We start from the raw sequence: 26,641 nt of genomic DNA, 5'->3' as shown, positions 1-26,641 counted from the left end.
TATGAGTACCCGTCGCCCCGATCCGCTGGCGCAAGTCAGTGACTTTGATATCCGCCTGCTGCGGATTTTTCGCAGCGTGGTGGAGTGTGGCGGCTTCTCCGCGGCGGAAACCGTGCTGGGGATCGGTCGCTCGGCCATCAGCCAGCAGATGAGCGATCTGGAGCAGCGCCTGGGTCTGCGCCTGTGCCAGCGAGGTCGCGCCGGGTTTTCCCTGACCGAAGAAGGTCGCGAGGTCTACCAATCTGCGTTGCAGCTATTAAGTGCGCTGGAAAGTTTCCGCACCGAGGTCAACGGCCTGCACCAACACTTGCGCGGCGAGTTGACCATCGGCCTGACCGACAACCTGGTCACCCTGCCCCACATGCGCATCACCCACGCTTTGGCGCAACTGAAGGAACGTGGCCCCGACGTACAGATCCAGATCCGCATGATCGCGCCCAACGAAGTCGAGCAAGGCGTGCTCGACGGTCGTTTGCATGTTGGCGTGGTGCCACAAGCCAGCGCGCTGTCGGGGCTGGAATATCAACCGCTCTACAGCGAACGTTCGTTGCTGTACTGCGCGGTCGGCCATCCGTTGTTCTATGTCGACGACAAACAACTGGACGATGAGCGCCTCAACAGCCAGGACGCCATCGCCCCGACCTTCCGTTTGCCCGCCGAGATCCAGGCTCATTATCAGGCGCTCAACTGCACCGCCAGTGCGTCGGATCGTGAGGGCATGGCCTTCCTGATCCTGACCGGGCGCTACATCGGTTACCTGCCGGATCATTACGCCAGCCTCTGGGTCCAGCAAGGCCGTTTGCGTGCACTGAAACCCAAGGCGCGTTTTTATGACCTGAGCCTGGCATCGGTCACCCGCAAGGGCCGTCGTCCGCATCTGGTTCTGGAGAGCTTTTTGGAAAGCCTGGCGGCGACGCGCTGAAAACTTGTGCTCCCACAGGGATTGCGATGGTCAGGTTTTATCGCAACAGGACTTGTCTGAGGCGTGCGGGTGCGCTATCAACGCATCTGGTTGCACCCATCTACCTGTTCGGAAGTGCCTATGACCTTTGAAGTCCCAGCCCACGGCGGCAAACCCGCCGGCCGCATTCGTCAGAAAAACGAAGAGACCATCATCAAAGCCGCCGAAGACGAGTTCGCCCGTCACGGGTTCAAAGGCACCAGCATGAACACCATCGCGCAGAATGCCGGGTTGCCCAAAGCGAATCTGCATTACTACTTCACCAACAAACTCGGTCTGTACGTAGCGGTGCTGAGTAACATCCTCGAGTTGTGGGACAGCACCTTCAATACCCTGACCGTCGACGATGATCCGGCCGAAGCATTGACGCGATACATTCGCGCGAAGATGGAGTTTTCGCGCCGCCAGCCACAGGCTTCGCGGGTCTTCGCCATGGAGGTCATCAGCGGCGGCGAATGTCTGACCGAGCATTTCAATCAGGACTACCGCAACTGGTTTCAGGGGCGGGCGGCGGTGTTTCAGGCGTGGATCGACGCCGGCAAAATGGACCCGATCGACCCGGTACACCTGATCTTCCTGCTGTGGGGCAGCACCCAGCATTACGCCGACTTTGCCACGCAGATCTGCCGTGTCACCGGGCGCAGCAAGTTGACCAAGCAAGACATGGAAGACGCCGGCAGCAACCTGATTCGCATCATTCTCAAAGGCTGCGGCCTGACGCCAGCCATATAAGACACCTATGCCTTTTACCCTCAGCGGTCTTTGCGAATACCGCGAAGAGATTCGCAAAAGCCGCTTCATCGCCCTCGCCGCGCCAATCACCAGCGCAGCCGAAGCCCAGTCGTTCATCGAGCAACACAGTGATTTGAACGCCTCGCACAATTGCTGGGCCTGGAAGCTCGGCGATCAATACCGCAGCAGTGACGATGGCGAGCCCGGTGGCACCGCTGGCCGGCCGATCCTTGCGGCGATTGAAGCGCAGGATTGCGATCAGGTCGCGGTCGTGGTGATCCGCTGGTATGGCGGCATCCAGCTGGGCACCGGCGGCCTCGCCCGGGCGTATGGCGGCAGTGCCAACAAGTGCCTGCAAGGGGCGCCGAAAGTCGAGCTGATCAGTCGAGTGCCGGTCAGTTGTGCCTGTGCATTTGGCGAGTTGGCGTTGGTAAAGCTTCGGGTGACGGAGCTGGGTGGTTTAGTGGTGGAGGAAACCTTCACGGCCAACGGTGTTGAACTGCTGTTGGCGATGGGCGAGGGGCAAATAGATACCTTGCAAACGCAATTGGCGGATTTGAGTCGCGGGCGCATTTTGTTGCAGCGATAAGCGATAAAAGAAAGATCAAAGATCGCAACCTTCGGTAGCTCTACGCGCCTGCGGACGCTGCGATCTTTTGGGGCACCCCGATTTTCCTTGCTCTCGACACTTGCCCACATCTGCTGTGCACCCGGCTGTGGATAACCTGAGCACATTCTGCTGTAACCCTTCTGTCATGCGGCTTTGCGGACTTTGCTCATTTTTCGTCCAACTCACCTTCAACAGCATTTATTCCACGTAAAAACAAACAGTTAGAGCGGTTTATCGCCATTAGAAGAAAGCCCCTCGGTGCTTATACCTGTGTGGTCGGCTTGCGCACAGATACTGTGGAACAACCTGTGGATAACCCGTTCATGGCTGGCGCAGCCCTATGCCTGACAATGCCTGCAGCCTATTGCTCGTTTTTTGACCAATTTATCCCGCGCAAAATCGGAGCCTGATCCAAGGGCTTGCCCTCAAGTGGTGCCTGATTCGGAATCGACATTGGGTGAGGCACCGTCGGCAATGCCCATGCCAACAAGGTTTTGTCGTTTTCCTGACTCAATGGCCAGGAAATTGCTTTATCCACAGGCATAACTTCTTGCGACCCGAGCCCGTCATGTCCAACCCCGCGCCGATCCCTGATCAAACACCCCGCCTGCAATTGCGCAGAATCAGTAAACGTTACCCCGGTTGCCTGGCCAACGATGCCATTGATTTGAGCATTGCGCCCGGTGAAATCCATGCCCTGCTCGGCGAAAACGGGGCGGGTAAAAGTACCCTGATGAAGATCATCTACGGCGTCACTCACGCCGACTCAGGGGAGATGATCTGGCAGGGCCAGCGCGTGAACATGCGCAATCCGGCCCAGGCTCGCAGCCTCGGGATCGGCATGGTGTTCCAGCATTTCTCGCTGTTCGAAACCCTGAGCGTGGCGCAGAACATCGCCCTGGCGATGGGCGCGGCGGCCGGTACGCCGAAGCAGCTTGAACCGGAAATTCGCGAGGTGTCCCAACGCTATGGCATGGCGCTGGAGCCGGAGCGCCTGGTCCACAGTCTGTCCATCGGCGAGCGTCAGCGGGTGGAAATCATTCGCTGCCTGATGCAGGACATCCGCCTGCTGATTCTCGATGAGCCGACGTCGGTGCTGACCCCGCCAGAGGCCGACGAATTGTTCGTCACTTTGCGCCGGCTGGCCGCCGAGGGCTGCAGCATCCTGTTCATCAGCCACAAGCTCGGCGAAGTGCGTGCGTTGTGCCACAGCGCCACGGTGTTGCGCGGCGGACGAGTGGCCGGGCATTGCGTGCCGGCCGAGTGTTCGGACCAGCAACTGGCGCAGTTGATGGTCGGTGAAGCCGCCGAGCTGATTACCGACTATCCGAAGGTCAGGGGTACTGATGCGTTTCTGAACGTGACTGGATTGTCCTGGTACAACCCGGACCCGTTCGGCTGCTCACTCAAGGACATTAATCTCGAGGTGCGCAGCGGCGAAATCGTCGGTGTCGCCGGGGTGGCCGGCAATGGCCAGGATGAGTTGCTGGCCTTGCTCAGTGGTGAAGAACGGCTGCCGGGAAATGACGGGGCGAAAATCAGTTTCGGCGGCCAGCCGGTGGCGCACCTGCGGCCGGATGCACGACGCAAACTCGGCCTGGCCTTCGTCCCCGCCGAGCGTCTGGGCCATGGCGCGGTGCCGGAACTGAGCCTGGCGGATAACGCCCTGCTCACCGCATTTCAACAAGGGCTGGTCAGCAATGGGCTGATCCAGCGCAACAAAGTCGAGGCACTGGCCGAAGACATCATCCGCCGCTTCGGGGTCAAGACACCCGACGCCCAGGCGCCGGCCCGCAGCCTGTCCGGCGGCAACTTGCAGAAATTCATCCTCGGCCGGGAAATCCTTCAGCAACCCAGATTGTTGGTGGCCGCACACCCGACCTGGGGCGTGGACGTCGGCGCCGCCGCAACCATTCACCGAGCACTGATTGCCTTGCGCGACGCTGGCGCGGCGATCCTGGTGATCTCCGAAGACCTCGACGAACTGTTCCAGATCAGCGATCGCCTCGGCGCCCTGTGTGGCGGTCGACTGTCGACACTGCAGCCCACCGTCGACACCCGCCTGATCGATGTCGGTGGCTGGATGGCCGGCCAGTTCGACACCCCTCAATCACCTGCACCCGTAACGCTTTAACGGAGTTTCACATGCTGCTTTCTCTCGAACCCCGTGGCCAGCAATCGCGCCTGATGTTGTGGTGCTCGCCGTTGCTGGCGGCGGTGTTGACCCTGGGCTGTGGCTCATTGCTGTTTATCGCGCTGGGCCACGATCCGTTGCTGACCTTGCACACCTTGCTGATTGCACCGATCAGCGACCTGTACGGGGTCTCTGAATTGTTGGTCAAAGCATTGCCGATTCTGCTCTGTGCATTGGGCCTGGCAGTGGCGTATCAGGCACGGATCTGGAACATCGGCGCCGAAGGTCAGTTGCTGCTCGGCGCCTTGGCCGGCAGTGCATTGGCGGTGAACATCATCGACCTGCAAAGCCGTTGGGCGCTGGTGTTGATCCTGCTCACCGGCACCCTGGCCGGCGCCGCGTGGGCCGGGCTGACGGCATGGCTGCGCACACGCTTCAACGCCAATGAAATCCTCACCAGCATCATGCTCAATTACATCGCTTTGAACCTGCTGCTGTTCTGCGTTCACGGGCCGCTGAAGGACCCGGCCGGGTTCAACTTTCCGGAGTCGGCGATGTTTGGCGATGCCAGTCGCTTGCCGCTGCTGATGGAGGACGGTCGGGTCCATGCGGGCGTGTATTTCACCTTGCTCGCGCTGGTGGCGGTGTGGGTGCTGTTGCAGAGAAGCTTTATCGGTTTCCAGATCAAAGTGCTCGGGCTGGACAAGCGCGCGGCGGGCTTCGTCGGCTTTCGCGAGAAGCGGCTGATCTGGCTGGCGCTGTTGATCAGCGGTGGCTTGGCGGGGCTGGCCGGGGTTTGCGAAGTCACCGGGCCCATCGGCCAACTGGTGCCGCAGGTTTCGCCGGGTTATGGCTATGCGGCGATCACCGTGGCGTTTCTCGGGCGGCTGAATCCCATCGGCATTCTGTTTTCCAGCCTGTTGATGGCGCTGCTGTACATCGGTGGCGAAAGCGCGCAGATGAGCATGAACCTGCCACAAGCCATCACTCAATTGTTCCAGGGGATGATGCTGTTTTTCCTGCTGGCCAGTGACGTGCTGATTCTCTACCGACCACGTTTGAAGCTGCGCTGGGTACGGCGCACCTCGACCACCGCCGTACAAGCAGGAGCCTTGTGATGGATATCGATCTGCTGAGCAATATTTTCTATGCCATGGTCCGCTGCGGCACCCCGCTGTTGTTGGTGGCGTTGGGCGAGTTGATCTGCGAGAAGAGCGGCGTCCTCAACCTCGGCCAGGAAGGCATGATGCTGTTTGGGGCGGTGATCGGTTTCATCGTCGCTCTGAACAGCGGCAACCTCTGGCTTGGCGTGTTGCTGGCGATGCTCGCCGGGATGTTGCTGTCGTCGCTGTTTGCCCTGGTGGCACTGGTATTCAATGCCAACCAGGTGGCCACCGGGTTGGCGTTGACGATCTTCGGCGTGGGCCTGTCGACCTTCGTTGGCGCTGCGTGGGTCGGCAAACCGCTGGCGGGTTTCGAGCCGGTGGCGATTCCTTATCTGAGTGACATCCCACTGATCGGGCGGATGCTGTTTGCCCAGGACCTGCTGGTGTATCTGTCGTTTGCCCTGTTTGCCCTGGTGGTCTGGGTGATTGTGAAAAGTCGCGTCGGGTTGATTATTCAGGCGGTCGGCGAAAGCCCGGACGCCGCCAGTGCGATGGGCTTGCCGGTGTTGCGCGTACGCACCCTGGCGGTGCTGTTTGGCGGGGCGATGGCGGGGTTGGCCGGGGCTTATCTGTCCCTGGCCTACACGCCGATGTGGGCGGAAAACATGAGCGCCGGTCGCGGCTGGATCGCCTTGGCGCTGGTGGTGTTTGCCAGTTGGCGGGTGTGGCGATTGCTGCTCGGGGCGTATCTGTTCGGCCTCGCCAGCATCCTGCATTTGGTGGCGCAGGGGTTGGGGCTGGCGATCCCATCGAGTCTGTTGGCGATGTTGCCGTATGTTGCGACCATTGTGGTGTTGGTGTTGTTGTCCCGGGATGCCGTGCGCACACGGCTGTATGCGCCGGTGTCGCTGGGGCAGCCGTGGCGGGCTGGGCATTAAGTGGTGACTGGGCGGGCCTCTTCGCGAGCAAGCCCGCTCCCACAATGGTTCTGTGTTAACCGACAATCCTGGATACAACCCGGTCTACTGTGGGAGCGGGCTTGCCCGCGAAGGCGTCCGAACAGGCAACACCTGAGCCACGCCCCACATCAGTTCAAAGAACAGGAAAATCGCCAATAGCGAACTTGCCCCATGGGCCAGGGCATAAGCCTGCCAAGCCGAAAACAGAAACCTCCCCACCGCGTCATACCGCCCGAACACCGGCTGCGGATCACGAATCCGCAACACCGCCCAGACGCACACAATCGAACCCAACAGATTGGCCATCAGCATGTGCATCGGTTCGAACAGCGGTAGCTCGCCGGGCAGATTGAAGGTCTGACTCAGGTTTAACAGCACGCCATGCAACGCCGCAAAACTCCACGGCGTGGAAAATGCCGCCGTGACGATCAGGTCGTACCACGCGCTGCCACGCACCAGTTGACGATATTGCGTTGAAGTCCACATTGGCATTGCTCCATACATTCAGGGAGCAACAAGGCTAAAGCCTGGAGTATGCTCCAGGGTCAAGCCCTCTCGAGACATCAAGGAAGCCATTCATGTCCACGGCAAAAACCGCACTCATCATCGGCGCCTCTCGGGGCCTGGGTCTCGGCCTGGTGAAAACCCTGCTGGCCGACGGCTGGCAAGTCACCGCCACCGTGCGCAACCCGCAGGGTGCCGAAGCCTTGCAGGCGTTGGGCAAGGTACGGATCGAAAAACTCGACATGGACGATCAGCAAGCGGTCATCGCCCTCAGTCAACAGCTCAAGGGCGAGGTCTTCGACCTGTTGTTCGTGAATGCCGGGGTCAAAGGGCCGGAGGTCCAGACGCCGGGTGGCGCGACCCTGGCCGAGGTCGGTCAATTGTTCTTCACCAATGCCGTGGCGCCGATCAACCTGGCCCAGCGTTTCGTCGGGCAGATTCGTGAAGGCAGCGGCGTGCTGGCGTTCATGAGTTCGGTGCTGGGCAGCGTGACCATGCCCGACGCGCCGGAGCTGGCGTTGTACAAGGCCAGCAAAGCGGCGCTGAACTCGATGACCAACAGCTTCGTCACGCAGCTGGGCGAGCAAAAACTTACCGTGCTGTCGCTGCATCCGGGTTGGGTGAAGACCGACATGGGTGGCGAAGGTGCCGACATTGATGTGGAAACCAGCACCCGCGGGTTGATCGATCAGGTGAATGCGTATGCCGGCAAGGGCGGGCATCACTTTGTGAATTACCGGGGTGAGACCATTCCCTGGTAACACCATAAATCGAGTGTGGGAGCGGGCTTGCTCGCGAAGGCGGTGGGTCAGGCAACATCCATGTGAATATGAAATCCCATTCGCGAGCAAGCCCGCTCCCACAGGGGGCTTGCATTGTCCTGTCGAGCGAGGCTTGCCCGCGAAACTTTTTTGATCGAAACTGCGCACCTCGCCCCCGCGGCGACCCTGGATCAGCAGACAGGGCAACACTGAGCTGGCAACCCTGAACCCACTTTCAGAGGAGCCGGCCATTATGCCTGCGACCCGTACCTGGTTAAAAAATCCCCTCGCCATTTTCACGGCCAACGCGCTCGATGCCCGTGGCGGTCTGGTGCTGCAAGACGGTTTGATCGTCGAAGTGCTCGGCGTCGGCCAGCAACCGTCCGCCCCCTGTGGACAAATCTTCGATGCCCGCGAACATGTGATCTTGCCGGGGCTGATCAACACCCATCACCACTTCTATCAAACCCTGACCCGCGCCTGGGCGCCGGTGGTCAATCAGCCGTTGTTCCCGTGGTTGAAAACCCTCTATCCGGTCTGGGCGAGGCTCACGCCGGAAAAACTCGCCCTCGCCAGCAAAGTCGCGTTGGCCGAGTTGCTGTTGTCCGGCTGCACCACCGCGGCCGATCACCATTACCTGTTTCCTGAGGGCCTGGAAAACGCGATCGATGTACAGGTCGAGAGTGTCCGCGAACTGGGCATGCGCGCCATGCTCACTCGCGGTTCGATGAGCCTCGGTGAAAAAGACGGAGGGCTGCCGCCGCAGCAGACTGTCCAGGAAGGCGAAGTGATTCTCGCCGACAGCCAACGCTTGATTGCCGAGTACCACGAACGTGGTGACGGCGCGCAAATCCAGATCGCTTTGGCGCCCTGCTCGCCATTTTCAGTAACCCCGCAAATCATGTCCGCCAGCGCCGAATTGGCAAACACCCTCGACGTGCGCCTGCACACTCACCTGGCCGAAACCCTCGACGAAGAAGACTTCTGCCTGCAACGCTTCGGCCTGCGTACCGTGGATTATCTGGACAGCGTCGGCTGGCTCGGCCCCCGTACCTGGCTGGCCCACGGCATTCATTTCAACCCCGACGAAATCGCCCGCCTCGGCGCCGCCGGCACCGGTATTTGCCATTGCCCGAGTTCGAACATGCGCCTGGCTTCCGGCATTTGTCCAACGCTGGACCTGACCGCCGCGGGCGCGCTGTTGGGGCTTGGCGTGGACGGCTCGGCGTCCAACGACGCCTCGAATATGATGCTCGAAACCCGACAGGCGCTGTACATCCAGCGCCTGCGTTATGGCGCGCAGAAGATCACCCCGGAATTGGTGTTGGGTTGGGCGACCAAGGGTTCGGCGCAGTTGCTCGGGCGCAGCGATATCGGCGAACTGGCGGCGGGCAAGCAGGCCGATCTGGCGCTATTCAAACTGGATGAACTGCGCTTCTCCGGCAGCCACGATCCGGTGTCAGCGCTGCTGCTATGCGGCGCGGACCGGGCAGACCGGGTGATGATCGGCGGCAAGTGGCGGGTGATCGATGGGCAAGTTGAGGGGCTGGATCTGAAAGGGTTGATCGCCGATCACAATCAAGCGGCTCGGCAGTTGATCGCCGGCACCTGACACACTCCCCCGCCCCCACAGCTTTGTGTGAGCTGTCCGCACCAGCGGATGGCATGAGTTGGAGCCTCTGCACCGGGTTGGCTCCGGTGATGAATTGAACATCAAAAGATCGCAGTCTTCGGCAGCGCCTACAGAGGCGTGAGGTATCGAAGGCTGCGATCTTTTTATTTTGTTGTCCTGTTGGTCAGCAATTTGCATTACCCCTGGCACACCTCACAACAAAATGGAGTTCCCATTCATGCACAAACGTCCGTTGAAGCAGCTGCTTTGCGCTGTCGCCGCAGCCATCGGTCTGAGCGCCAGCCTGACCGCCAGCGCCGCCGCCCCGCTGAAAGTCGGCTTCGTCTATATCGGCCCGATCGGTGACCACGGCTGGACGTATCAGCATGAACAGGGACGCAAGGCACTGGCAGAGAAATTCGGCGACCAGATCACCACCAACTATGTGGAGAACGTCGCCGAAGGCGCCGATGCCGAGCGGGTGATCCGCAACATGGCCAAGGACCAGTACGACCTGATCTTCACCACGTCTTTCGGCTACATGAACCCGACCCTGAAAGTTGCCAAGCAATTTCCCAAGGTGACCTTCGAACACGCCACCGGCTACAAGCAGGACAAGAACCTCGGCACGTACCTGGCGCGCACTTACGAGGGCCGCTACGTCGGTGGTTTCCTCGCAGCGAAGATGACCAAGACCAAGAAAATCGGCTATGTCGCTTCGTTCCCGATTCCAGAAGTCATCCGCGACATCAACGCCATCCAACTGGCCCTGAACAAATACAACCCGGGCACCGAGATCAAAGTGGTGTGGGTCAACTCCTGGTTCGATCCGGGCAAGGAAGCCGACGCCGCCAACGCGCTGATCGACCAGGGCGTGGACGTGGTGTTCCAGCACACCGACAGCCCGGCACCGATCCAGGCCGCCGAACGTCGTGGTGTGTATGCCGTCGGTTATGCGTCGGACATGGCGCACTTCGGGCCGAAAGCGGTGTTGACGTCTATCGTCAACGACTGGGGGCCGCACTACATTCAGGCGACCCAAAGCGTGCTCGACCATACGTGGAAATCCCAGGATTACTGGGGTGGTTTGCAGGAGGGGACGGTTGAACTGCCCATCAGCGACCTGGTGCCGACCGCAGTGAAAACCGAAGCCGAGCAGATCATTGCCGACATCAAGAGCGGTGCGCTGCATCCGTTCACCGGGCCGATCAAGGACCAGGCCGGCGTGGAGAAAATCCCGGCGGGCGCGACGGCGACCAATGCGCAACTGGCGTCGATGAACTACTACGTCGAAGGCATGAAGGCCGAGATGCCGAAGTAATTCCTGCCAGGAACACAAAACCCTGTGGGAGCGGGCTTGCTCGCGAAAGCGGTGTGTCATGCAACATTGATATCGACTGGCACACCGTCTTCGCGAGCAAGCCCGCTCCCACAGGGCCTTCCAGTGTTTTCCGACCTGCGTACTCTTCAGGAAATCCCATGAACAGCCTTCCCATCATCGACATCGCCCCGCTCTACAGCGATGACCCAACCGCCTGGCAATCGGTCGCCATGCATATCGACCGTGCCTGCCGCGAATGGGGCTTTTTCTATATCAAGGGCCACCCGATCGCCCCGTCGCGCATTGAAGCCGTGCTTGATCATGCCCAACGCTTCTTCGCCCTGCCCGCCGCCGAAAAACTCACCATCGACATCACCCAGACCCGCCACCACCGTGGCTATGGCGCTATCGCCACCGAGCAACTCGACCCGAGCAAACCCAGCGACCTGAAAGAGACCTTCGACATGGGCCTGCACCTGCCCGTCGATCACCCCGAGGTGCTGGCGGAAAAACCCTTGCGCGGGCCCAACCGTCACCCGTCGATGCCCGGTTGGGAAGCGCTGATGGAGCAACACTATGTCGACATGCAAGCGCTCGCCCAAACCCTGCTGCGGGCCATGACCCTGGCCTTGGGCATCGAGCGTGACTTCTTCGATCGCCGCTTCAAAGAACCGGTCAGCGTGCTGCGGATGATTCATTACCCGCCACGCCACACGGCCAGCTCCCGCGAGCAGCAAGGCGCCGGCGCCCATACCGATTACGGCTGCATCACCCTGCTCTACCAGGATGCCGCCGGTGGTTTGCAAGTGCGCAACGTAAAAGGCGAATGGATCGATGCGCCGCCGATCGAAGGCACGTTCGTGGTCAACCTCGGCGACATGATGGCGCGCTGGAGCAACGACCGTTATCTGTCGACGCCGCATCGGGTGATCAGCCCGCTGGGTGTGGATCGGTACTCGATGCCGTTCTTTGCCGAACCGCATCCCGACACCGCCATTGAATGCCTGCCTGGCTGTCAGGACGAACAGCATCCGGCGAAGTATCCGCCCACCACCTGCGCCGAATTCCTGCTCTCGCGCTTCGCCGATACCTACGCCTATCGACGGCAACAGGAAGCCGTGTAATGAACCGGCTGGTCAGGTTTTGCTCATGGTTTCTACGGGCATCTGTAGAATGCCTTCATTGCACCTGATGAGACTCCAAAAATGTACGACTGGCTGAACGCTCTGCCCAAGGCAGAATTGCACTTGCACCTGGAAGGTTCGCTGGAGCCTGAGCTGCTGTTCGCCCTGGCCGAACGCAACAAGATCGCCCTGCCATGGAACGACGTCGACACCCTGCGCAAGGCTTACGCCTTCAACAACCTGCAAGAGTTTCTCGACCTGTACTACCAGGGTGCCGATGTACTGCGCACCTCCCAGGATTTCTACGACCTGACCTGGGCTTACCTGTTGCGCTGTAAAGAACAGAACGTGATTCACACCGAACCGTTCTTCGACCCGCAAACCCACACCGACCGTGGCATCCCGTTTGAAGTGGTGCTCAACGGCATCGCCGCCGCATTGAAGGATGGCGAACAGCAACTGGGCATCACCAGCGGCTTGATCCTCAGCTTCCTGCGCCACTTGAGCGAAGACGAAGCGCAGAAAACCCTCGACCAGGCACTGCCATTCCGCGAAGCGTTCGTCGCCGTGGGCCTGGACAGCTCGGAAATGGGCCATCCGCCGAGCAAGTTCCAGCGCGTGTTCGACCGTGCCCGCCACGAAGGCTTCCTGACCGTGGCCCACGCCGGTGAAGAAGGCCCGCCCGAGTACATCTGGGAAGCCCTCGACCTGCTGAAAATCCAGCGCATCGACCATGGCGTGCGCGCCATCGAAGACGAGCGCTTGATGCAGCGGATCATCGACGAGCAGATCCCGCTGACCGTGTGCCCGTTGTCGAACACCAAACTCTGCGTGTTCGATCACATGTCCCAGCACAACATCCTCGACATGCTTGAGCGCGGAGTGAAGGTCACGGTGAACTCCGATGACCCGGCGTACTTCGGTGGCTATGTCACCGAGAACTTCCACGCGCTGTATACCGATCTGGGCATGACCCAGGACCAGGCCAAGCGCCTGGCGCAGAACAGCCTGGATGCGCGGTTGGTAAAACCATAAGGTTCACCGCAGAACCCAATGTGGGAGCAGGCTTGCTCGCGAAGACGGGGTGTCAGTCAACGATGATGTCGACTGGCATACCGCTTTCGCGAGCAAGCCCGCTCCCACCTTTAATCGGTGATTAACTGACGATCACCGGCTCGCTCAATTCTTCCAGTGTCTTGCCCCGGGTTTCCATCCCGAACATCCACACCACCCCCGCCGCAATCGCAAAGCACATCGCCCCCAGCGCAAACACCCCGCCCTGCCCGGTCATCGGGAATACCAGCCCGGTCACCATTGGCCCAAGCAGCGACCCCACACGGCCGATGGCCGAAGCGAACCCCGAGCCTGTGGCCCGTGCCGACGTCGGATACAACTCAGGGGTGTAGGTGTAGAGCACCGCCCACATGCCGAACAAGAAGAACTGCATCAGCAGCCCCGATGTGATCAACAGGCTGACGTTGCCGCCGAACACCGCGCTCTGGCCATAAAGAAACGCCATCACCCCGCCGCCGAGCATGGTCACAACGCACACCGGCTTGCGCCCCCAACGCTCCACCAGCCAGGCGGCCATGAGGAAACCGGGAATCCCGCCGAGGGAAATCAGCACCGTGTAATACACCGACTGAGTCACGGCGAAGCCCGACTGTTGCAGCAGCGCACTGAGCCAGGACGTCAGGCCATAGAAACCCAGCAGGGCGAAGAACCACACGCTCCAGATCATCATCGTGCGCTGGCGATACTGCGCCGACCAGATTTCCCGCAGCGCGGAGAAGAAGTTACCCGGTTGACTCACCACCCGTGGCAGACGAATCGGCTCAGGCAGATCCGAACGGCCCAATGACGCCCGAACCCGTTCTTCGATACGGCGTAAAACCGTGTCTGCCGCATCATGATGTCCAGCCTGCTCCAGCCAGCGCGGCGACTCGGGAATGAAAAAACGAATCGCCAGGACGAACACCGCTGGCACTGCCAACACCAGAAAAATGTCGCGCCAGCCAATCACCGGCAACAGGAAATACGACAGCACCCCGGCCGCGACGAAACCCAGCGGCCAAAAACCGTCCATCAATGCGATGTAACGCCCGCGGCGCTTGGCCGGAATCAGCTCGGACAGCATCGACTGGGCAATCGGAAACTCCATGCCCATGCCGATCCCCAACAGGATTCGGAACAGCGTGAGCGTTTCGACATTCTGCGCCGTGGAGCACAGATAGCTGGCGATGCCCCACAACACGATGCTCCACTGGAACACCGGTTTGCGCCCGAAGCGATCGGCCAGCATGCCGGACAGTGATGCGCCCACGACCATGCCGAAGAAACTCGAGCTGGCCAGCAACCCGGCCTGGGCCGTGCTCAGGCCGAACTCGGCTTTAATCGAGCCGAGCAGAAAGGTCATCATCGCCAAATCCATGGAGTCGAAGAAAAACGCCAGGGCAATGATGATGAAAATGATGCGGTGGTAACCGCTGACGGGCAGCCGTTCCAGTCGTTCTGCTGCGCTGAAGCCACGTGTTTCCATGCCACATTCCCCCAATCCGAAAGTCCCCGGATCGAGTGTGCGCGATAGTGTTGAGGGGTTATTGCTGAATACGACCTGTCCAAAGCTCTGAACGACGCCTGAATCCCAGGATCCCGGACGTCGCCCTCCAATGGCTTTAAAGCGCCATTTCCAGTTCGGTTTCCTTGGCGAAACGATGGATTTCACGCTGCCCGGTGGCCGTGATCTGCAAGGCTCGCGAATCGTTGGGCAGGCTCAACCAGCCGGACTGCATGAACAGCTGCAACAAAGCCGCGCCCAATGAGCCGCCCATGTGCGGGCGTCTTTCGCTCCAGTCCGGGCAAGCGCAAGCGACTCTGCCGTTACGATGCGCCAGCGCCTGGATAAACACACCATGTGTTGCCAGTTGCGTGGACCCCTTATGGGTGATCATGACTCGCTGATCGAACTGCTCGATCCAGCCTGCATCCAGCAGACGCTGATAAAGATCGGCGGCCAGGGTGCCGCCCAGATGGTCGTCGCAAAGCCTGGCCCGCAGCAGTGACGAAGGCGCCGCCTGAGGTTTGGCGATCGGGCTCGTGCGTTTGAACACCTCTGGAATATCGCTGGGCGCACTGGCCAGGGTCGCGCTGGCCAGGGCTTCTATCGCGGCACCGACTTCGGGCGCGGCAAGCCGGAAAAACCGTTTGCGTCCTCGGGTTTCGACTTTCAACAGACCTCCGGTGGACAAGCGCCCCAAATGCGCACTGGCCGAAGATGGCGACAGACCAGCCAGCAACGCCAGCTCTTCGGTGTGCCGTGCCGAGCCGTCCATCAAGGCCCACATCATTGCGCTGCGCTTCGGGTCAGCCAGCAATGTGGCGATCTGGCTGATGCAAGGTGCATGTTCCATGTATTCACTCCCTGTTGAATCGTTTCGTCTACTGCTCAGAGACATCTTGACCAGTAATGTGTCGTCGGCCAAGACGCGAAAACCGCCAGAAGCCGGGCAAAGCCACCCACTCACCCAGGCTGTTGCTTCGCTGGTGCAGCGAGATCCGGTGATGACCGTGGGGTCTGACCGAATCGAACGTGAACTCACCATTGCGAGGTCGACGGTGCGTACATGAGGCGGGCGCTAGTATAAGCGGGTTGACCGCCGGTTCCTGCCCTCGGGAATCCATTGGTGGTGATAGTTCCTGACAGAAATTTCGCTATTTGCCTGCGACTAATGATCGACACCCGATATCGTCGGAAATTGACTGCTTATCCGAGCGCATCGGCTGGCAAGCATTTCCCGCAAAAGGTTCACCGGCTTACTCAATTGTGCGCGATGGGCGCACAGCAAATTCAGCGGTGCGCGCTCACAGAGCAGCTCCGGCATCAGCACTTTCAAGCGACCGGCGAGCACATCGGCGGCGACATCGAGCCAGGACTTGTACGCAATCCCCGCTCCCGCCACGGCCCACAGCCGCACCACATCGGCATCGTCACTGAAGCGATCACCGCTGACGGTCAGGCTCACTTCGCGCTTACCGTCATGAAAACTCCAGTGATCGTGGACCCGGCTGCCAAGCATGAACAGCAGGCAATTGTGCTGCGCCAGTTGCTCCAGATGCCGTGGTTCGCCATGCCGGGCCAGATAGCTCGGCGCCGCACAGAGCACGCGACGGTTCTGCGCGGCAATGGGCAGCGCCACCAGGCTCGAGTCTTCCGGCTCGCCGTAACGCAGGGCGATGTCCACCGGTTGACGGAACAGATCGGCAATGCGGTCGCCCAGCAGCAACCGTACCGTTAGCTTCGGGTGCTCACGCTGAAACTCATCGAGCCATGGCAACAACAGGTTGCGACCGAAATCCGAAGGCGCCGACAGCTGTAAAACCCCGCTGACCTGATCCTGCCCGCTGGCCAGCAAGCGGCGGCCCTCATCGAGATTGCTCAAGGCCGCCCGGGCGTATTCCAGAAAGCCCTCGCCTTCAGCCGTCAGGCGCAGGCTGCGGGTGGAGCGGGTGAGCAAGCGCGCGCCGAGTTGCTGTTCGATGCGCTTCAACGCGGCACTGGCCACTGCCGCCGACATATCCATCACCCGTGCCGCCGCCGACAAGCTGCCCAGGTCCGCTGCCCGAACGAACACCTGCAAGTCATCGAAACGCAACATCTTCAGCACCGATTATCAATAAAACATTGAAAGAGACTGCTCTTTTAGCCGGTTTTATCTTGCAGAGAAATAACCAATCATCTGTGCCATCGACATCATCCCTCTCTCAGGTCCCTATATATGAAAGCCATTGCCTACTACACCTCCCTGCCGATCAGCGATGAAAAGGCCCTGCAAGACATCGATCTGCCAGAACCGGTCGCCGGCCCCCGCGACCTGTTGGTGGAGGTCAAAGCCATTTCGGTCAACCCGGTGGACACCAAAGTCCGCCAGAACGTCCAGCCTGAAGGTGGCGCGGCCAAAGTGCTGGGCTGGGACGTGGCCGGTGTGGTCAAGGCTGTCGGCAGCGAAGTGACGCTGTTCAAGGTCGGCGACAAGGTGTTCTACGCCGGCTCCATCGCCCGTGCCGGCGGCAACAGCGAGCGGCATGTGGTGGATGAGCGCATCGTTGGCCATATGCCGAAAACCCTCGGTTTCGCCGAAGCCGCCGCGCTGCCGCTGACTGCCATTACCGCGTGGGAACTGTTGTTTGAACGCCTGCAAGTGCGCGAAGGCAAAACCGATGAGGGTCAGAGCCTGCTGATTGTCGGTGCCGCCGGGGGCGTTGGTTCGATCCTCACGCAATTGGCCAGCCAGCTCACCGGGCTGACAGTCATCGGCACCGCTTCTCGTGCCCAAACCCAGAGTTGGGTGCGGGACCTGGGCGCTGATCTGGTGATCGATCACAGCCAGCCGCTGAGTGAAGAACTCAAGCGTGCCGGGGTCGAGCAGGTGACCCACGTCGCCAGCCTGACCCAGACCGACCAACACCTGGATCAATTGGTAGAGGCGTTGGCGCCCCAAGGCAAACTCGCACTGATCGATGATCCGAAGGCGCTGGACGTGACCAAGCTCAAGCGCAAGAGCCTGTCGCTGCACTGGGAATTCATGTACACCCGCTCGCTGTTCGAAACCGCGGACATGATCGAGCAGCACAAACTGCTCAACCGCGTCGCCGGGCTGATCGATGCGGGCACGCTGAAAACCACGGTCGGCGAGCACTTCGGAATCATCAACGCAACCAACCTGCGTCGCGCCCATGAACTGCTGGAGAGCGGCAAGTCCAAGGGCAAGATTGTGCTTGAAGGGTTCTGAGTAGCAGCTCCTACGCGCCTGTTGGAGCGGGCTTGCTCGCGAAAGCGCAGTATCCGTCAACATTGATGTTGAATGTGGCGGCTCCTTCGCGAGCAAGCCCGCTCCCACATTGGGGCCGGCGATCTTTTGCCGTCAGTCAGAGAGTTGACCTCTGTCACAATTGCGATCGTATTCAGGTCTACAATCGAAAACTCTGCGAATAGTCTTTTACGTGATGTCTTATACGAGACGTCTTTTACGAGAGGAGCTGCGCAATGAAGATCCTGATAAAAGAACTGGCAACATCCCGCTGGCAGGTCCGCCTGGATCAACACGCTGTAACGTTTCGCAGTGAAGCCGAAGCCTTGGCCTTCACCAAAACGCTTGAAGCGCGCTTGCACGCGCCCCATCAGATTCCCGACCGTCAGCAGCGCGCTGTTGGCTGAGTCCGTCCTCAGGCCTGGGCTTGCGTCAGCGCCCGGGCATTCTGCAAACGCCGGGTGAGCATCGCTACGCTCACCACCACAATTGCACACAGGCTGATGACCATAGCCATCGGCATGGCACTGCCATCGTGCAAAACACCTACCAATGCTGCGGCTCCGGCGGCGACGCTGAATTGCAGGCAACCGAGCATCGCCGAGGCACTGCCCGCCCGCGCGCCCTGCCCGCTCATCGCACAGGCCGAGGCATTGGGCACGATACAACCCAGGCTGGCGATGCAGACAAAAAGTGGAATCAGCAACGGCCACAAGTGCGCAGTGTGCAGCGAGCTGACCGCCAACAGGGCCAGGCCGCCCACCAGATAAAGCCAGACAGTGCGCGCCAGCAAGAAGGCCGGACCGCGTCTCGCCAACAACCGGGCATTGACCTGGGCCACCAGAATGAAACCCGCCGCGTTAATCCCGAACAGCCAGCCGAAATGCTCCGCCGGTACGCCATAGAGTTTGATGAAGACGAAGGGCGAGCCTGCGATGTAGGCAAACATCCCGGCGATGGCGACACCACCGGTCAGGGCATGGCCGAGGAATATCGGGTCCGCCAACAACCGACCGTACTGGCGCAGCGCGCCCGACAATGGCTGGCGCGGCACATGGGCCGGCAGACTTTCCGGAAGCCCGAAGGCCACCGCCAACCCTGCCAGTGCACTGAAGCCGGTCAGTACCAGAAAGATCGATTGCCAGCCCGTTGTGTTGACCAAAAAACCGCCAAGCATTGGCGCAAGAATCGGCGCCAGGCCCATCACCAGCATCAGCTGCGAAAAGACCTTCGCCGACCCCACCGCATCGCATTTATCGCTGACCACTGCCCGGGCGATCACCATGCCCGCGCAACCACCCAGCGCCTGCACGAAGCGTGCGCCGATCAACCACTCCAGATTCGGTGCGTAAGCACAGGCCAAGGACGCAGCAGTGAACAAGCTGACGCCGGTCAGCAAGGGAATCCGTCGCCCAAAGCGATCCGCCACCGGCCCATAAGCCAGTTGGCCGATGGACAACCCGAGAAAATAAGCCGCCAGGGTCAGCTGAACGTGTTTTTCGTCGGTGCCGAACGCGAGCGCCATCGACGGGAATGCCGGCAGGTAGAAATCGATCGCCAGCGGACCGAAAGCGCTCAAGGCGCCGAGAATCAGGATTGTGCGGAAGTTCATCAGGCGTCCAGGTTGGGCAGACAGGTTAGCCATGGATCGGCAGGCTGACAGTCTAGCCGGGCGTGGACGCCTTGAACATTCCGTTAGGTCGCTAACTATTAAAAATAACTCAGGCCTGTTTTACCCCATAACCCTCTTCAGTGATGGCGGCGATCACCTGCTCGGCTGTCAGCGCACTTTCTACGTCGACTTTTTTTGCCGCCAGATCGATACGCACGCTGGCTGCCGGATCCTTGGCTTGCAGCGCCTGAGTGATGGCCTTGACGCAATGACCACAGGACATACCTTCAACGTTGAACACTTGCATGGGACATCTCCTTTAGTGAAGCCCTTACATGAGGGTTGCGAGCAGTCTCGAGCTTGCCACCATGGCAAGGTCAAGTTCTGAAACAAGCTGCCGGGCTGGCAATCGGCGTCGCGCTCGGCCAAGCTGCGTCCATCTATGACTCGACATCAGGAGATTCAGCCATGCGCTGGTCAGCTCTCAGCCTGTTTGGCTTCCTCAGCCTCTTTGCCGCGACACCCTCGGTTCAAGCCGCCGGGGAGGACTACGGTGTGCTGATCATTTCCCGTGAGCGCCTGGAAGTGTCGACTTCCTGCGAGATCGGCGTGTACATCCAGGATCAGTTGGCCGGGCGGCTGTTCCAGGAACAGAGCACCTCGTTCAACCTGCCGCCGGGCAATGTGTCCCTGCGCCTGAAACTGCTGCCGGGCCAGGCACCGGGCTGCAACCCGGGCATGCTCGCGCCGGGGTCGCAGGACATCAAACTCAAGGCAGGGGATGTGTTGAAGTTCCGGATTGCGATGACGCAGGAAGGGATGTACCTCAAGCCCGCCGCCCTCGAATATTGACGCAAACCCATGTGGGAGCAGGCTTGCTCGCGAAGGGGCCATAACATTCAACATCATCGTTGACTGTTACACCGCTTTCGCGGGCAAGCCCGCTCCCACATTGGGTCTGCGACAACTTGTAGACTGGCGCTTGACCTTGCCCGCATGGCAAGGTTGATCCTGTAGGCAATTTCTACAGGGAGCGTGACCCATGTCCGAATCCACCACTTTCGATCTGCCGATTGCCGGCATGACCTGCGCCAGTTGTGCCGGGCGTGTCGAGCGTGCCTTGAGCAAAGTCATCGGCGCCACGGCCGTCAGCGTCAACCTGGCCACCGAACAGGCCCGGGTACAAGCGCCCAGTGACAGCCTGCCGGCTTTGATGGACGCGGTGCAGCAGGCCGGTTACAGCGTGCCGCAGCAGACTCTGGAATTGAGCATCGAGGGCATGACCTGTGCGTCCTGCGTCGGCCGCGTCGAACGGGCACTGACCAAGGTGCCGGGGGTGAAGAGTGTCAGCGTCAACCTGGCCAACGAACGGGCGCACCTTGAGCTGCTCGGCCAGGTCGATCCGCAAACCTTGATCGGCGCCGTGACCAGGGCCGGTTATTCCGCCCGCGTCTGGGAAGTCGAACACCCGCAAACCGACAATCAGCAACAACGCCTGCAGCGTGAGCGCTGGGCCTTGCTGGCGGCCATCGCCCTCGCCTTGCCGCTGGTGCTGCCAATGGTGCTGCAACCTTTCGGCGTGCACTGGATGCTCCCGGCGTGGGTGCAATTCGCATTGGCCACGCCGGTGCAGTTCATCTTCGGTGCACGCTTCTATGTCGCAGCCTGGAAAGCCGTGCGCGCCGGCGCCGGCAACATGGATTTGCTGGTGGCCCTGGGCACCAGTGCCGGTTACGGCTTGAGCGTTTACGAGTGGGCCACCGCCGTCAGCCGCCTGCCGCACTTGTATTTCGAAGCCTCGGCGGTGGTGATCGCTCTGGTGTTGCTGGGCAAATACCTGGAAAGCCGTGCCAAGCGCCAGACCGCCAGCGCCATCCGCGCCCTCGAAGCCTTGCGTCCGGAGCGAGCCATTCAAGTGATCGACGGCCGCGAGCAGGACGTTGCCATCAGTGCCTTGCGCCTCAACGATCTGGTCATGGTCAAACCCGGCGAGCGCTTCCCGGTGGATGGCGAAGTGGTGGAAGGCCAGAGCCACGCCGATGAAGCGTTGATCAGCGGCGAAAGCCTGCCGGTGCCAAAACAACCGGGCGACAAGGTCACCGGCGGGGCGATCAATGGCGAAGGTCGGCTGCTGGTGCGGACCTTGGCGCTCGGCGCAGAAACCGTGCTGGCGCGGATCATTCGCCTGGTCGAAGACGCGCAGGCAGCAAAAGCGCCGATCCAGAAACTGGTGGATAAAGTCAGCCAGGTGTTCGTGCCCGCGGTGCTGCTGATCGCGCTGGCGACCCTGATCGGCTGGTGGCTCTATGGCGCGCCGCTGGAAACCGCATTGATCAACGCCGTCGCGGTGTTGGTGATCGCCTGTCCTTGTGCACTCGGGCTGGCCACACCGACAGCAATCATGGCGGGCACCGGGGTGGCGGCGCACTACGGAATTCTGATCAAGGATGCCGAAGCCCTGGAGCGCGCCCATGAAGTCAGCGCCGTGGTGTTCGACAAGACCGGCACCCTGACCTCGGGCACTCCGCGCATCGCGCATTTGACTGCCATCGAGGGTGACGAAGCCGCTTTACTGCAAATGGCCGGCGCGTTGCAACGCGGCAGTGAGCACCCGCTGGCCAAGGCTGTGTTGGATGCCTGTACCGAGCGCGGCTTGACCGTGGCTGATGTCAGTGACAGCCAATCGCTGACCGGGCGCGGCATTGCCGGCAGCCTCGGCGGTCGGCGGCTGGCCTTGGGCAATCGGCGTCTGCTGGAAGAAAGCGGCCTGAGCGCCGGGCCATTGGCCGACTCCGCAAACGCCTGGGAAACCGAAGGCCGGACCCTGTCCTGGCTGATCGAACAAAACCCCCAACCTCGGGTGCTGGGCCTGTTCGCTTTCGGCGACACGCTCAAGCCCGGCGCCCTGCAAGCAGTGCAACGCTTAAGCGCCCGCAACATCAGCAGCCACCTGCTGACCGGCGATAACCGCGGCAGCGCCAGGGTGGTTGCCGAGGCGCTGGGCATCCGCGATGTGCACGCCGAAGTCCTGCCGGCGGACAAAGCCGCCACTGTTGCCGCCCTGAAAAAAACCGGTGTGGTGGCGATGGTCGGCGACGGCATCAACGACGCCCCGGCCCTGGCTGCTGCTGACATCGGCATTGCCATGGGCGGCGGCACCGACGTCGCCATGCACGCTGCCGGCATCACCCTGATGCGCGGCGATCCACGCCTGGTACCGGCGGCACTGGAGATCAGCCGCAAGACCTACGCGAAGATTCGGCAGAACCTGTTCTGGGCCTTCATCTATAACCTGATCGGCCTGCCACTGGCGGCGTTCGGCTTCCTCAACCCGGTGCTGGCCGGCGCCGCCATGGCGCTGTCGAGCGTCAGCGTGGTGAGCAATGCGTTACTGTTGAAAACCTGGAAACCCAAAGACCCGGAGGACAACCGATGAACATTGGCCAAGCGGCCCGCCAGAGCGGTCTGAGCGCGAAGATGATCCGTTATTACGAATCCATCGGCCTGCTCAAGGCGGCCCATCGCACCGACAGTGGCTACCGGGTCTATGGCGGCGACGACCTGCACACCCTGGCGTTCATCAAGCGTTCTCGGGATTTGGGTTTTTCACTGGAAGAGGTCGGCAAACTGCTGACCCTCTGGCAGGACCGCCAGCGCGCCAGTGCCGACGTGAAGGCTCTGGCTCGTCAGCACATCGACGAGCTGAACCAGAAGATTCGTGAACTCGGCCAACTGCGTGACACCCTGCAAGACCTGGTGGAACACTGCCACGGCGACCACCGCCCGGACTGTCCGATCCTCAAGGAGCTGGCGTCGGGCTGCTGCGCCGAATCCGCCCATTCCTGAGTGCGCGCCCTTCACCGGGGAATGGTATGAGCACGGTTTCACTGACACCAACAATCTACTCTGGGAGCGGGCTTGCTCGCGAAGGCGGTGTGTCAATCAGCGATGATGTCGACTGACGTACCGCTTTCGCGAGCAAGCCCGCTCCCACATTGGATCTTCTCCAAGTTTTGGTATTCGATGATCCGCTGAACGAAAAACCCGGCCAAAGCCGGGTTTTGGGTCAACCGATCACTGCATCCACGGCGGAGGCGGTTCTTCGGTTTTGCCCGGTGGCGCATCGTCCGCCGCCCGAACCGCCTGGCGACGTTCTTCGTCGAGACGGGCCGCCTCGATCTCGCGCATGATCCCGCCCACGTCCGCCAGCTCTTCCGGCTCGTCGAACTCGCCAGTCAAGACACTGGCCGGGTGCAAGGTACCGGCTTCGTACAACGCCCACATTTCCTTGGCGTACTTGGTGCGTTTCAACTCCGGTGCAAAGCGACCGAAGTACGACGCCATGTTGCCCACGTCCCGCTCCAGCATGCTGAACGCGTGGTTGTTGCCCGCCGCATCCACGGCTTGCGGCAGGTCGATGATGACCGGGCCGGTCGGCGTCAGCAGCACATTGAACTCGGACAGATCACCGTGCACCAGGCCGGTACACAGCATCAGCACGATTTGCGAAATCAGAAACGCGTGATATTCGCGCGCCTGGTCCGGCTCCAGCACCACATCGTTCAGACGCGGCGCGGCATCGCCGTACTCGTCGGCCACCAGCTCCATCAGCAGCACGCCTTCGAGGAAGTCATATGGCTTGGGTACCCGCACACCGGCGCTGGCCAGACGGAACAGCGCCGCCACTTCAGCGTTCTGCCAGGCGTCTTCGGTTTCCTTGCGGCCAAACTTGGAGCCCTTGGCCATCGCGCGAGCCTGCCGGCTGTTGCGCACCTTGCGGCCTTCCTGATACTCGGCCGCCTGACGAAAACTGCGTTTGTTCGCCTCCTTGTAGACCTTGGCACAACGCAGCTCGTTGCCGCAGCGCACCACATAAACAGCTGCTTCTTTACCACTCATGAGTGGGCGCAGCACCTCGTCGACCAGACCGTCCTCGATCAGGGGTTCAATGCGTTTTGGAGTCTTCATCAGCTTTTATTGTGGGTCCTTTATTACCAAACACGCGAAAGTCATTCGTTATACGGCAATCCTCTCATTCGCGGGAGGGGTTGCCGACCTATGAACCTTGCGGATGCACACAATGTGCCGGATTAATCAGGCAAAACTCATCGACCGCCCGGGATCATAGCTGAGCGAGCAGCACTTGTTGACGAACGAGTGCCAAGCTATTTGCGACAGAATCTAACCTCGATCCCTGACTTTCGCAGGATTTTTCTCAACAGGCCTCAATTTCCCCCCGCCTCGGCCGAAGTCATTAGAGAGAAAAGGAATTGTCTGACAATCGCCTCGACAACAATCACCAAGGCGCGCTCAAGGACCGGCGCATATCAAACGTTTTCGGCTGCCAATAATCCGCGAGTCATCAGTACTGCGTGGGCCTACAAGAAAAACTGGAGCGCGGATGAACATCAAACAGAAGTTGACCTGGGCGTTTGCAATCATCGCCTGCTTGCCCGTGGTGCTGGTCGCCACCCTGGTGGTGCTGAACTTGCGCAGCGATGCCAAGGACAATTTTGTCGATGGCAGTGGCCGCGAGATTCGCCAGGTCAGCAATGCCATGCAACTGTTCTTTGACGGCATCAGCCAGAACGTTGACTACCTGGCCACCCAGCCGCTGATCAAGAACTCCGACGACAGCCTCAAGACCTACATGAGCGCCAACGCCCAGAGCATTCCCCAAGGCGAGATGGACAAGAAGGTCTTCGCCCTCCTCCAGGACCTTGGCAACAGCCACCCGGCCTACGCCTATGCGATTCTCGGGACGGCGGCGGGCGGTTACGTGTCCTGGCCGGACGATGCGAAGCTGAGCAATTACGACCCGCGCCAGCGCCCGTGGTACAAGGCGGCCCAGGCCAAGCCAGGCAAACCGCTTCGCACCGAGGCCTATTACTGGGCCCAGGATGACGCGACCTACGTCAGCACCGTGCGCACCATCGATAACAAACTGGGCAGCAATGGCGGCGTGGTCAGCATCGACGTGACGCTCAAGCAGCTCACTGAAATCGTCAAACAGATCAAACTCGGCGAAACCGGCTACCTGATGCTGGTGGAAAACACCGGCACCATACTGGTCGATCCCAAGCAGCCGGAACACAACTTCAAAGCCCTGAGCAGCCTCGGCGACGGCTACGCGCAACTCGGCAAGGCCGGCAAAGGGCTGGTTGAGATTGAGCTCAATGGCGAGCGCTACATGGCCAACGTCTGGCCGTCGGAGCAACTGGGCTGGACCTTTATCGGCCTGATCAAGCAGACCGACGTGATGAGCTCGGCCACTCAACTGACCTGGCTGATCGCGATCATCGCAGCAGTACTGGCGGTGTTCTTCGCCATCGTCGGCGCCAGTTTCGCCAGCCTGATCGTACGGCCGATCCGCAGCGTGGCCAGCGGTCTGGAAGGCATCGCCCAGGGCGAAGGCGACCTGACCAAGAACCTGCACATCCGTGGCAGCGATGAAACCGCGCAACTGGCCAACTGGTTCAACCAGTTTCTGGCGGCGATTCGCAACCTGATTCAAAGCATCGGCGGCGCCGCGACCAAAATCCTCGCCACCTCCAAGAGTTCGACCCAGGTGTCCAGCGACATGGCCGAAGCCGCCGGGCGTCAGCGGGAAGCGGTGGACATGGTGTCCACGGCGTTCCACGAAATGGTCGCCACCGCCAACGAAGTCGCGCGCTCTTGCAGCCAGGCCGCCGAGTCGGCCGACAGCGGTCAGCGCCAGGCCCGTGAAGGCCAACAGCAGATCGATGCCGCAGTGAGCAGTGTCGATCGCTTGAGCCAGGAAATCGAACAGTCGGCGCAATCGATGCAACAGCTTGAGCGCGACAGCAACGACATTCAGTCGATCCTCGGGACCATTCGCTCCATCGCCGAGCAGACCAACCTGCTGGCCCTGAACGCCGCCATCGAAGCGGCCCGGGCCGGTGAACAGGGTCGTGGCTTTGCGGTGGTGGCGGATGAAGTTCGCGCCCTGGCCAAACGAACTGCCGATTCCACGGCGGAAATCGACGGTCTGCTGGGCAATCTGGCCAAGCGCACCAGCCAGGTGACGCAGCAGATGCATGCGAGCCTGGAGGTGTCTCAGCAATCGGTGACCCGCATCGGTGAAGCGCGCAGCAGCTTCGGGCAGATCCGTGAGTCGGTGGATGTGATTCGCGACATGAACACGCAAATCGCCACGGCGGCTGAAGAACAGCATCAGGTGGCGGAAGACATTAATCGCCACATCAGCCAGATTCATGGCGATGCGCAGTTGGTGGCGGAACTGGCGAACTCGGCGCGGCTGGATTCTCAGAGCCTGGCAGGGTTGTCGAATGAGCTGGATGGGTTGGTTCGGCGGTTCAGAACCTGATATCCAGGAACACCGCAGATCCAGTGTGGGAGCGGGCTTGCTCGCGAAAG

At 60.8% G+C, this 26,641-nt stretch carries 24 protein-coding genes and 1 pseudogene; 18 read left to right on the top strand and 7 right to left on the bottom strand.

The window, feature by feature from the left end:
• Position 1: 1 nt before the first annotated feature.
• The 6 genes from PSH64_RS03535 to PSH64_RS03510 all read left to right on the top strand — a co-directional run bounded on the left by PSH64_RS03535 (position 2) and on the right by PSH64_RS03510 (position 6,481).
• Entirely contained in the window at positions 2-922 is a 921-nt protein-coding gene (locus PSH64_RS03535) for a LysR family transcriptional regulator (protein WP_105340354.1), read from the top strand.
• 120 nt (positions 923-1,042) lie between these two features.
• On the top strand, positions 1,043-1,693 hold the full coding sequence (locus PSH64_RS03530; RefSeq protein ID WP_105340355.1) for a TetR/AcrR family transcriptional regulator: 651 nt from the start codon (positions 1,043-1,045) through the stop codon (positions 1,691-1,693).
• Between the two features lie 7 nt (positions 1,694-1,700).
• Positions 1,701-2,282, top strand: a complete 582-nt coding sequence (locus tag PSH64_RS03525) for a YigZ family protein (protein WP_305479925.1) — start codon at positions 1,701-1,703, stop codon at positions 2,280-2,282.
• Positions 2,283-2,871: 589 nt separating this feature from the next.
• Positions 2,872-4,437 (top strand): ABC transporter ATP-binding protein, encoded by a 1,566-nt coding sequence (locus PSH64_RS03520; RefSeq protein WP_305479924.1) that lies wholly within the window; start codon positions 2,872-2,874, stop codon positions 4,435-4,437.
• 11 nt (positions 4,438-4,448) lie between these two features.
• Positions 4,449-5,555, top strand: a complete 1,107-nt coding sequence (locus PSH64_RS03515) for an ABC transporter permease (protein ID WP_305479923.1) — start codon at positions 4,449-4,451, stop codon at positions 5,553-5,555.
• Positions 5,555-6,481, top strand: a complete 927-nt coding sequence (locus PSH64_RS03510; protein WP_305479922.1) for an ABC transporter permease — start codon at positions 5,555-5,557, stop codon at positions 6,479-6,481. Before PSH64_RS03515 ends, PSH64_RS03510 begins: the two co-directional genes overlap by 1 nt.
• 84 nt (positions 6,482-6,565) lie before the next feature.
• Here the strand turns inward: PSH64_RS03510 and PSH64_RS03505 are convergent, their stop codons facing one another.
• Complete coding sequence (locus PSH64_RS03505) at positions 6,566-6,988, bottom strand: hypothetical protein (protein ID WP_305479921.1); 423 nt, start codon at positions 6,986-6,988, stop codon at positions 6,566-6,568.
• Between the two features lie 92 nt (positions 6,989-7,080).
• Here PSH64_RS03505 and PSH64_RS03500 point away from each other — a divergent pair, with 92 nt between their 5' ends.
• From PSH64_RS03500 to PSH64_RS03480, 5 genes are all read left to right on the top strand, one after another.
• Positions 7,081-7,767 carry an SDR family oxidoreductase gene (locus tag PSH64_RS03500; protein WP_105340361.1) on the top strand — a complete coding sequence of 229 codons (687 nt, stop codon included), beginning with the start codon at positions 7,081-7,083 and terminating at the stop codon, positions 7,765-7,767.
• A 253-nt stretch (positions 7,768-8,020) separates the two neighbouring features.
• The gene (locus PSH64_RS03495) at positions 8,021-9,379 is read left to right on the top strand and encodes an 8-oxoguanine deaminase (RefSeq protein ID WP_105340362.1); all 1,359 of its coding nucleotides are present in this window, start codon (positions 8,021-8,023) and stop codon (positions 9,377-9,379) included.
• Positions 9,380-9,617: 238 nt separating this feature from the next.
• On the top strand, positions 9,618-10,700 hold the full coding sequence (locus tag PSH64_RS03490; RefSeq protein WP_305479920.1) for a BMP family ABC transporter substrate-binding protein: 1,083 nt from the start codon (positions 9,618-9,620) through the stop codon (positions 10,698-10,700).
• A 158-nt stretch (positions 10,701-10,858) separates the two neighbouring features.
• Positions 10,859-11,824: a 2-oxoglutarate and iron-dependent oxygenase domain-containing protein gene (locus tag PSH64_RS03485; protein ID WP_305479919.1), complete on the top strand. Its 966-nt coding sequence runs from the start codon at positions 10,859-10,861 to the stop codon at positions 11,822-11,824.
• An 81-nt stretch (positions 11,825-11,905) separates the two neighbouring features.
• Complete coding sequence (locus tag PSH64_RS03480) at positions 11,906-12,859, top strand: adenosine deaminase (RefSeq protein ID WP_305479918.1); 954 nt, start codon at positions 11,906-11,908, stop codon at positions 12,857-12,859.
• A gap of 121 nt (positions 12,860-12,980) precedes the next feature.
• Here the strand turns inward: PSH64_RS03480 and PSH64_RS03475 are convergent, their stop codons facing one another.
• From PSH64_RS03475 to PSH64_RS03465, 3 genes are all read right to left on the bottom strand, one after another.
• Positions 12,981-14,363 (bottom strand): MFS transporter, encoded by a 1,383-nt coding sequence (locus PSH64_RS03475; protein ID WP_305479917.1) that lies wholly within the window; start codon positions 14,361-14,363, stop codon positions 12,981-12,983.
• Between the two features lie 136 nt (positions 14,364-14,499).
• Positions 14,500-15,234 (bottom strand): helix-turn-helix transcriptional regulator, encoded by a 735-nt coding sequence (locus PSH64_RS03470; RefSeq protein ID WP_305479916.1) that lies wholly within the window; start codon positions 15,232-15,234, stop codon positions 14,500-14,502.
• A 315-nt stretch (positions 15,235-15,549) separates the two neighbouring features.
• Positions 15,550-16,479, bottom strand: coding sequence for a LysR family transcriptional regulator (locus PSH64_RS03465; RefSeq protein WP_105340649.1), 930 nt, complete (start codon positions 16,477-16,479; stop codon positions 15,550-15,552).
• Between the two features lie 120 nt (positions 16,480-16,599).
• Here PSH64_RS03465 and PSH64_RS03460 point away from each other — a divergent pair, with 120 nt between their 5' ends.
• Positions 16,600-17,613 (top strand): zinc-binding alcohol dehydrogenase family protein, encoded by a 1,014-nt coding sequence (locus PSH64_RS03460; RefSeq protein WP_305479915.1) that lies wholly within the window; start codon positions 16,600-16,602, stop codon positions 17,611-17,613.
• Positions 17,614-17,867: 254 nt separating this feature from the next.
• Positions 17,868-18,038 carry a hypothetical protein gene (locus PSH64_RS03455; protein WP_181150629.1) on the top strand — a complete coding sequence of 57 codons (171 nt, stop codon included), beginning with the start codon at positions 17,868-17,870 and terminating at the stop codon, positions 18,036-18,038.
• Between the two features lie 8 nt (positions 18,039-18,046).
• On the opposite strand, the gene PSH64_RS03450 is transcribed toward PSH64_RS03455, so the two are convergent.
• Positions 18,047-19,243, bottom strand: coding sequence for a multidrug effflux MFS transporter (locus tag PSH64_RS03450; RefSeq protein ID WP_305479914.1), 1,197 nt, complete (start codon positions 19,241-19,243; stop codon positions 18,047-18,049).
• A 109-nt stretch (positions 19,244-19,352) separates the two neighbouring features.
• On the bottom strand, positions 19,353-19,550 hold the full coding sequence (locus PSH64_RS03445) for a heavy-metal-associated domain-containing protein (protein ID WP_305479913.1): 198 nt from the start codon (positions 19,548-19,550) through the stop codon (positions 19,353-19,355).
• 161 nt (positions 19,551-19,711) lie between these two features.
• Here PSH64_RS03445 and PSH64_RS03440 point away from each other — a divergent pair, with 161 nt between their 5' ends.
• From PSH64_RS03440 to cueR, 3 genes are all read left to right on the top strand, one after another.
• Complete coding sequence (locus PSH64_RS03440) at positions 19,712-20,095, top strand: hypothetical protein (RefSeq protein ID WP_018928385.1); 384 nt, start codon at positions 19,712-19,714, stop codon at positions 20,093-20,095.
• A gap of 190 nt (positions 20,096-20,285) precedes the next feature.
• A complete protein-coding gene (locus tag PSH64_RS03435; protein WP_305479912.1) occupies positions 20,286-22,679 on the top strand; it encodes a heavy metal translocating P-type ATPase in 2,394 nt (797 codons plus the stop codon).
• On the top strand, positions 22,676-23,089 hold the full coding sequence (gene cueR, locus PSH64_RS03430) for a Cu(I)-responsive transcriptional regulator (protein ID WP_105340372.1): 414 nt from the start codon (positions 22,676-22,678) through the stop codon (positions 23,087-23,089). Before PSH64_RS03435 ends, cueR begins: the two co-directional genes overlap by 4 nt.
• Positions 23,090-23,317: 228 nt before the next feature.
• On the opposite strand, the gene PSH64_RS03425 is transcribed toward cueR, so the two are convergent.
• Positions 23,318-24,211, bottom strand: coding sequence for a PA4780 family RIO1-like protein kinase (locus PSH64_RS03425; protein WP_072410317.1), 894 nt, complete (start codon positions 24,209-24,211; stop codon positions 23,318-23,320).
• Positions 24,212-24,644: 433 nt separating this feature from the next.
• On the opposite strand from PSH64_RS03425, the pseudogene PSH64_RS30375 reads away from it, so the two are divergent.
• A pseudogene (locus tag PSH64_RS30375) lies at positions 24,645-25,685 on the top strand (cache domain-containing protein); the annotation flags it as partial.
• Positions 25,686-25,823: 138 nt separating this feature from the next.
• Positions 25,824-26,591: a methyl-accepting chemotaxis protein gene (locus tag PSH64_RS30370; RefSeq protein WP_370694472.1), complete on the top strand. Its 768-nt coding sequence runs from the start codon at positions 25,824-25,826 to the stop codon at positions 26,589-26,591.
• The last annotated feature ends 50 nt before the right edge of the window (positions 26,592-26,641 follow it).

Source organism: Pseudomonas sp. FP1742 (assembly GCF_030687145.1).
Lineage (GTDB): Bacteria > Pseudomonadota > Gammaproteobacteria > Pseudomonadales > Pseudomonadaceae > Aquipseudomonas > Aquipseudomonas frederiksbergensis_D.
The sequence above is the reverse complement of the archived record's forward strand: the minus strand, read 5'-3'. Positions and strand labels throughout refer to the sequence as shown.

Coding starts and splice junctions, on each gene's coding strand:
- PSH64_RS03505 (WP_305479921.1), bottom strand. CDS start 6,988: ATGTGGACTTCAACGCAATATCGTCAACTGGTGCGTGGCAGCGCGTGG.
- PSH64_RS03465 (WP_105340649.1), bottom strand. CDS start 16,479: ATGTTGCGTTTCGATGACTTGCAGGTGTTCGTTCGGGCAGCGGACCTG.
- PSH64_RS03480 (WP_305479918.1), top strand. CDS start 11,906: ATGTACGACTGGCTGAACGCTCTGCCCAAGGCAGAATTGCACTTGCAC.
- PSH64_RS03425 (WP_072410317.1), bottom strand. CDS start 24,211: ATGAAGACTCCAAAACGCATTGAACCCCTGATCGAGGACGGTCTGGTC.
- PSH64_RS03435 (WP_305479912.1), top strand. CDS start 20,286: ATGTCCGAATCCACCACTTTCGATCTGCCGATTGCCGGCATGACCTGC.
- PSH64_RS03460 (WP_305479915.1), top strand. CDS start 16,600: ATGAAAGCCATTGCCTACTACACCTCCCTGCCGATCAGCGATGAAAAG.
- PSH64_RS03530 (WP_105340355.1), top strand. CDS start 1,043: ATGACCTTTGAAGTCCCAGCCCACGGCGGCAAACCCGCCGGCCGCATT.
- PSH64_RS03475 (WP_305479917.1), bottom strand. CDS start 14,363: ATGGAAACACGTGGCTTCAGCGCAGCAGAACGACTGGAACGGCTGCCC.
- PSH64_RS03450 (WP_305479914.1), bottom strand. CDS start 19,243: ATGAACTTCCGCACAATCCTGATTCTCGGCGCCTTGAGCGCTTTCGGT.
- cueR (WP_105340372.1), top strand. CDS start 22,676: ATGAACATTGGCCAAGCGGCCCGCCAGAGCGGTCTGAGCGCGAAGATG.
- PSH64_RS03510 (WP_305479922.1), top strand. CDS start 5,555: ATGGATATCGATCTGCTGAGCAATATTTTCTATGCCATGGTCCGCTGC.
- PSH64_RS03495 (WP_105340362.1), top strand. CDS start 8,021: ATGCCTGCGACCCGTACCTGGTTAAAAAATCCCCTCGCCATTTTCACG.
- PSH64_RS03515 (WP_305479923.1), top strand. CDS start 4,449: ATGCTGCTTTCTCTCGAACCCCGTGGCCAGCAATCGCGCCTGATGTTG.
- PSH64_RS03455 (WP_181150629.1), top strand. CDS start 17,868: ATGAAGATCCTGATAAAAGAACTGGCAACATCCCGCTGGCAGGTCCGC.
- PSH64_RS03445 (WP_305479913.1), bottom strand. CDS start 19,550: ATGCAAGTGTTCAACGTTGAAGGTATGTCCTGTGGTCATTGCGTCAAG.
- PSH64_RS03500 (WP_105340361.1), top strand. CDS start 7,081: ATGTCCACGGCAAAAACCGCACTCATCATCGGCGCCTCTCGGGGCCTG.
- PSH64_RS03470 (WP_305479916.1), bottom strand. CDS start 15,234: ATGGAACATGCACCTTGCATCAGCCAGATCGCCACATTGCTGGCTGAC.
- PSH64_RS03535 (WP_105340354.1), top strand. CDS start 2: ATGAGTACCCGTCGCCCCGATCCGCTGGCGCAAGTCAGTGACTTTGAT.
- PSH64_RS03490 (WP_305479920.1), top strand. CDS start 9,618: ATGCACAAACGTCCGTTGAAGCAGCTGCTTTGCGCTGTCGCCGCAGCC.
- PSH64_RS03485 (WP_305479919.1), top strand. CDS start 10,859: ATGAACAGCCTTCCCATCATCGACATCGCCCCGCTCTACAGCGATGAC.
- PSH64_RS03525 (WP_305479925.1), top strand. CDS start 1,701: ATGCCTTTTACCCTCAGCGGTCTTTGCGAATACCGCGAAGAGATTCGC.
- PSH64_RS03520 (WP_305479924.1), top strand. CDS start 2,872: ATGTCCAACCCCGCGCCGATCCCTGATCAAACACCCCGCCTGCAATTG.
- PSH64_RS03440 (WP_018928385.1), top strand. CDS start 19,712: ATGCGCTGGTCAGCTCTCAGCCTGTTTGGCTTCCTCAGCCTCTTTGCC.
- PSH64_RS30370 (WP_370694472.1), top strand. CDS start 25,824: ATGGCCGAAGCCGCCGGGCGTCAGCGGGAAGCGGTGGACATGGTGTCC.